4 protein-coding genes and 2 pseudogenes are annotated in these 5,667 nt (G+C 69.8%); 3 read left to right on the forward strand and 3 right to left on the reverse strand.

Annotation, left to right across the window (positions count from 1 at the left end; translation table 11 throughout):
- The 3 genes and pseudogenes from ACJ73U_RS28850 to truA form a co-directional block, all read left to right on the forward strand.
- Positions 1–427, forward strand: a 427-nt coding sequence (locus tag ACJ73U_RS28850; RefSeq protein ID WP_407780874.1) for a DNA-directed RNA polymerase subunit alpha C-terminal domain-containing protein, incomplete at its 5' end; no start/stop codon positions are given.
- Positions 427–942 (forward strand): annotated as a pseudogene (gene rplQ, locus ACJ73U_RS28855) (50S ribosomal protein L17); the annotation flags it as partial. The gene ACJ73U_RS28850 and the pseudogene rplQ, both read left to right, overlap by 1 nt.
- Positions 943–1,160: 218 nt before the next feature.
- Positions 1,161–1,997, forward strand: a complete 837-nt coding sequence (truA, locus tag ACJ73U_RS28860) for a tRNA pseudouridine(38-40) synthase TruA (RefSeq protein WP_407780877.1) — start codon at positions 1,161–1,163, stop codon at positions 1,995–1,997.
- 39 nt (positions 1,998–2,036) lie between these two features.
- On the opposite strand, the gene ACJ73U_RS28865 is transcribed toward truA, so the two are convergent.
- The 3 genes and pseudogenes from ACJ73U_RS28865 to ACJ73U_RS28875 all read right to left on the reverse strand — a co-directional run.
- Positions 2,037–3,593 carry a S8 family peptidase gene (locus ACJ73U_RS28865; RefSeq protein ID WP_407780875.1) on the reverse strand — a complete coding sequence of 519 codons (1,557 nt, stop codon included), beginning with the start codon at positions 3,591–3,593 and terminating at the stop codon, positions 2,037–2,039.
- Positions 3,594–4,711: 1,118 nt separating this feature from the next.
- Positions 4,712–5,440, reverse strand: a complete 729-nt coding sequence (locus tag ACJ73U_RS28870; RefSeq protein WP_407780876.1) for a hypothetical protein — start codon at positions 5,438–5,440, stop codon at positions 4,712–4,714.
- Between the two features lie 21 nt (positions 5,441–5,461).
- Positions 5,462–5,667: pseudogene (locus tag ACJ73U_RS28875) on the reverse strand (type VII secretion protein EccE); the annotation flags it as partial.

Raw genomic sequence — 5,667 nt, forward strand, 5'->3', positions numbered from 1 at the left:
CAAGACGCTGGTCGAGCTGTTCGGCCTGGCGCGGGAACTGAACGTGGACGCCGAGGGGATCGAGATCGGTCCGTCGCCGCAGGAGGCGGACACCATCGCCGCCTACGCGATGCCGATCGAGGACCTCGACCTCACCGTGCGTTCGTACAACTGCCTCAAGCGTGAGGGCATCCACACCGTGGGTGAACTGGTTTCGCGCAGCGAGGCTGACCTGCTGGACATCCGCAACTTCGGCGCCAAGTCGATCGACGAGGTCAAGATGAAGCTCGTCGGTCTCGGCCTGGCGCTGAAGGACAGCCCGCCCGGGTTCGACCCGACCACCGCCGCCTCGGACTACGCGAGCGAAGGGTGGTCCTCGGACACCGGCGTCGGTGCGGACTCCAGCCACGATGACGGCCAGGACTACGCGGAGACGGAGCAGCTGTAATGCCCACGCCAACGAAGGGCGCCCGCCTGGGCGGCTCGCCGGCCCACGAGCGGCTGATGCTGGCAAACCTTGCCACGTCGCTGGTCGAGCACGGCCGGATCCACACCACCCAGGCCAAGGCCAAGAAGCTGCGGCCGTACGCCGAGCGCCTGATCACCAAGGCGAAGAAGGGCGATCTGCACAACCGGCGCCAGATCATGCAGCTGATCCGGGACAAGGGAATCGTGCACCGGCTGGTCACGGAGATCGGCCCGTTCTTCGCCGACCGCAACGGTGGCTACACCCGGATCCTGAAGACGCTCCCGCGCAAGGGCGACAACGCCCCCATGGCGATCATCGAGCTGGTGGCTGAGAAGACGGTCACCGCCGAGGCCGAGGCCGCCCGCAAGACGCGGTTCGCCAAGGACGAGAAGGCCGAGGCCGCCACCGAGACCGAGGAGACCACCGAGGAGACGGCGGCCGACGAGGCCGTCGACACCTCGGCGGACGTCGAGGTCGAGGAGAGCGCGTCGGACGAGGACCACCCGTACGGCGAGGGCAGCCACGCCCCGCTGGAGGACGGTTCGCAGCCCGAGGGCTACCCGATCAAGGGCAACGCCGACTCGATGCTGTACCACGACCAGGAGTCGGCGCACTACGAGCAGACCGACCCCGAGGTGTGGTTCGCCACGGCCGAGGCCGCGGAGGCCGCGGGCTTCAGCAAGCCCAAGGCTCAGCAGGAGGACGACGAGTCCTGACCGGTCTTGTCACGTCGAACGAGCCCGTCGTCCCTGCCCGGGACGGCGGGCTCGTCCGCTACCAGCTCGACATCGCCTACGACGGCACGGACTTCTCGGGTTGGGCCCGCCAGCCGGGCCGCCGCACGGTGTGCGCGGTCATCGAGGACACCCTGTCACTGGTGCTGCGCCACGACGTCCGCCTGACCGTCGCCGGCCGCACCGATGCCGGCGTCCACGCGTCCGGCCAGGTCGCCCACACCGACCTGCCGGTGGCTCCGGACCTGCCGCGCCTGGCCCGTGCCCTGCCCGCGGACGTGCGGGTCCGCGCCGTTCGCCCGGCCCCACCCGGCTTCGACGCCCGCTTCTCCGCGGTCCGCCGCCACTACGTCTACCGCGTGTGCGACCAGCAGTGGTCCGCGGACCCCCTGCGCCGCAACGACACGGTGACCTGGCCCCGCGCGCTGGACGTCGCCGCGCTGAACGAGGCGTCCACGCTTCTGGTCGGCCTGAACGACTTCGTGGCGTTCTGCCGCCGCCGCGAGGGCGCGACGACCATCCGCGACCTGCAGCGCCTGCACTGGACCCGCACCGGCACGGTCGTGTCGGCGGAGGTGTCGGCCGACGCGTTCTGCCACTCGATGGTCCGCAGCCTCGTGGGTGCGTTGCTGGCGGTGGGCGAGGGCCGCAAGCCGGTCGGGTGGCCGGCGTCCCTGCTGAAGGCGGAGACCCGCCCCAGCACCGTCACGGTCGCCCCGGCCCACGGCCTGACCCTGGTGGGCGTGGACTACCCGCCCGACGACCAGCTGGCCGCACGCGCCGAACAAACCCGCAACCTCCGCGAACAGCCCTGAAGGCCCCCTTCCACGAAGGAGGCCTTCAGGACTCGGGTTCTACAGGTCGAGCGTCCAGCTGTCGATGCGGCCCGTGTCGAGGGTGGCCGCGTCGCGGACGCGGAGGTTCCACGTGCCGTTGGCGGTCTCGCTCGTCAGGTTCAGGGTGAAGGTCTGGTCGATGTTGTCGGCGCTGCCGCCGGCCCGGTTGTGCAGGTTGTACACCGACCCGTCCGGCGCGACGAGGTCGACGACCAGGTCACCGATGTAGGTGTGGACGATGTGCACCTCGACGGTGGACCCGTCGCTGCCGGTCCCGGAGCACCCGGAGATGGTGATCGGGCTGTTCACGGTGGAGTTGTCGTTGATCGCGACGTCGTTGCCGTTGGTCGCCGCGGGGCAGGCCCCGTTGGACGGGGGCGGCGGCGGGGGCTCCGTACCCGTGTACAGCAGCTTGTCCGGCGAGCCGCTGCCGGCGTTGGTGACCTTGCCGGGGGTGGCGTTGCCCTTCAGCGCGGCCTGGACCTCCGCCGGCAACGCGTCCGGGTGGTCGGCCAGGTAGAGCGCCGCCGCGCCGGTCACGTGCGGTGTCGCCATCGACGTGCCGCTGATGGTGTTCGTGCCGCCGGAGAGCCAGTCGGACGTGATGTTGACGCCTGGCGCGAAGATGTCGGAGCAGTTGCCGAAGTTCGAGAACGAGGCACGCGCGTCGTTGGTGTCCGTCGCGTTCACGGTGATGGCCTCGGCCACCTGCGCCGGCGAGAAGTCGCAGGCGTTGGCGTTGGAGTTGCCGGACGCGATCGCGTAGGTCACACCGTGGGCGATCGAGTTCCGCACCGCGGTGTTGATGGTGGTGTCCGTGCCACTGCCACCGAGGCTCATGTTCGCCACGGCAGGCAGCACCGCGTTGGCGGTCACCCAGTCAATACCCGCGGCGACGCCCGCCGAGGTGCCGGAACCACCGTTGTTCAACACGCGAACGGCGACAAGCTGCACACCCTTGGCCAACCCGTAGGTGGTACCGCCGATGTTGCCGGCGACGTGCGTCCCGTGCCCGTTCCCGTCATCGGCGGTGCCACCGTCCACGGCGTCGAAACCGCTGGTCATCCGCCCGCCGAAGTCCGGGTGGCTGAGGTCCGCGCCGGTGTCGATGATGTACGCGTGCACGTTGCTGGCGGTCGTGGAGTACGAGTAGTTGTGGTCGAGCGGCAGGTTCCGCTGGTCGACCCGATCCAGCCCCCATGACGGCGGGTTCGGCTGGTCGGTCGTGATGCTGACCGTCTGGTTCTGCTGCACGTAAGCGACATCCGGATCGGCGGCGAGCTGCTTGGCCTGCTGCTCGCTCATCGACGCCGCGAACCCGCTGAACACCGTGCTGTACCGATAGGTGACCCTGGACCCGAGTGAGGTGGCAGCACTCTTCGCCGCCGCGGCGGCACCGTCCTTGTACACGACGATGTAGCTACCGTCGATGGCGTTGGCCGTACCGACACCGAGGATCTGCCCCTCAGCGGCGGACGCGGGCGCGGTGGCCACAACCGCGAGCCCCACGGCCGCCGCGGTGGCGAACCCAGCCGCCATGACCCGTCTCAACGAGACGGCACGAGACCTTCCCATACGTTTCTCCTTGCAGCAGGGCGCGCGAGACCTCCAGCCCTCAGATGGGCCTCGACGCGTAGGGGAGATGACGTCGTTCGCAAGCGAACTATCCCCAGATTTGTCCGGAGAGCCCGGTGACGCAATAGAGTCAGCCGTGTTCGGGAAGTTACTTATGAACACTTGCCCACTTGCCTGGGAACAAGTTGCACCGAACGGCGGCAGAGGTTGAGCTGCCTGCCGCGTGTTGGGAGCCGGCAACCGCGACGGCGGCGAGCCCGAGGACTTGCCAGGTGGGGAACGTTGGCCAGGATGGTTGAAGCAATCCAGCGGGGTGGCCAGAGTGGTGAAGGCTGACGCGACCTAAGCCCTATGGCCAAAGCGGCTGAGGCGACCCGGCCTCCGTGGCCGAGCCGGCAAAGGCGAAACCAGCCCCGCGGTCAAGCGGCTGAAGCCCCCCGCGGCCAAGTGGCTGAAACGATCAAAGCCCCCTCCCCGAAGCGACAGTGGCGACCCAGGCCCCGTGGCCGAGGCGACGCAGGCGGACCCAAGCCCGATGGCCAAAGTGGCGGAGCCGAACCCAAGCCCGATGGCCAAAGTGACCGGGCCGGACCCAGCCTCGTGACCGAGGTGGACGGAGCCGGACCCAGCCGTGTGGCCAGGGTGGCGGAACAGATCTCCCTGCTAGGCGGTTCGGTGGTGGTGGCGGGGGCAAGGCAGGCAGGCGCCAGCCTGCCCCCGGAGGGGCCTGCCCAGGGCGGCGGATGCTCGCGGGTCAAGGGGGACGGCCGCTAGGCCGTCATCGGGCGGAGCCCGACGCCGAAGGCGCCCTTGAGGCGTGAGTCGCCGCCCGTACAATCCCGCCGCCACCACCGAACACCTGGGACGAGGCGCGCACCACGGCCCACCAGACTCCCGAGGCCGCAGTGCGCACCACCGAACTCACCGAACATCGAGGCCGCAGCGCGCACCACCAAACCCACCGAACACCGAGGACGAGGCGCGCACCACCGAACCCACCGAACCAAGGACGACGGCCCCGACACCGGCGACGACGGCCACGACCCACTAACCACCAGCGACGGCGGCCACAACCACGAGCCCCATCACCCCGCAGCGGAGGCGCGATCTGAAGCGACCTAGTCCCCGCGCCGAACGGGCCCCAGGATCTGCTGCTCCTTGGTATTGGTGATCAACCGCATCCGCTTCCAGAGCATGTGTCCGAGCGCCACGACCTCGTCATCCGGCAGCGTGGTCAGCTCGTGCACCATCGGTGGTGGCAACCGCCACACGCGAGCCGCCAGCTGTGCCTGTCCCACCGGCAACCGTTGCAGCAGCACCAGATCCGCGGCGTTGGCGGTGGCACCGGCCTGAGGGTGCATGTACGGCAACACGTACATCGTCGTCTGCCAGGGTGTCCGGGGCGGGAACAGCTCCTGCGGCGTGGGCCCCCCGTCGTGCACCACCAACAGCGGCGCGTCCTCGGACGGCCGAGGCAACTCCACCGGCGACAGCCGCCGAATCTGTACCAGCGGCGCCGGCCGGCCGTCCGGGCCGGTTCCCGCCGCGTTCTGCAACGCCTGCCAGGCCGCCGGCCGGCCGGTGGCGATGACGACCCAGGCTCCCACCGCCATCGCCCGCAACGCCACCTGTCGCGCGAGGTACAACCCGCCGACCAGCACGAGGCGGGTGGGTGCCGGGCGCAGAGCGGAGATCGTCATCGGCTCGCCCTGTTGCGACGACCCGAGCATCATGCCGCCGCGGTCACCCGTCGGGCTGATCGCGTCGAGGATCGCGGGCGAGACCATGAACTCCTGCGCCAGACCGTTCCCGGTCTGGAGATCCATGAGCCGAGACGACTCACTCATGCCCGACCCCCAAGAGGCTTCTCATGCGCGACCCCCGAGGGGCAACGTCGCGGCCAGTCCCGCCACCTGCAACCCGCGCAGTGGCGTCAACGTGATCCCCAACCGGTCGGACATGGTCGACAGCCGGCCGTCCGCGTACTCCAGCTCACTCGGCGTCCGCGCACTGACCCGCACCAACCCGCGCAGGCCGACCTGGTTGTCCTCGGTACCCGGTGAGATCGACACGG

Source organism: Actinophytocola sp. (assembly GCF_045807065.1).
In the GTDB taxonomy this organism is placed as follows: Bacteria; Actinomycetota; Actinomycetes; order Mycobacteriales; family Pseudonocardiaceae; genus Actinophytocola.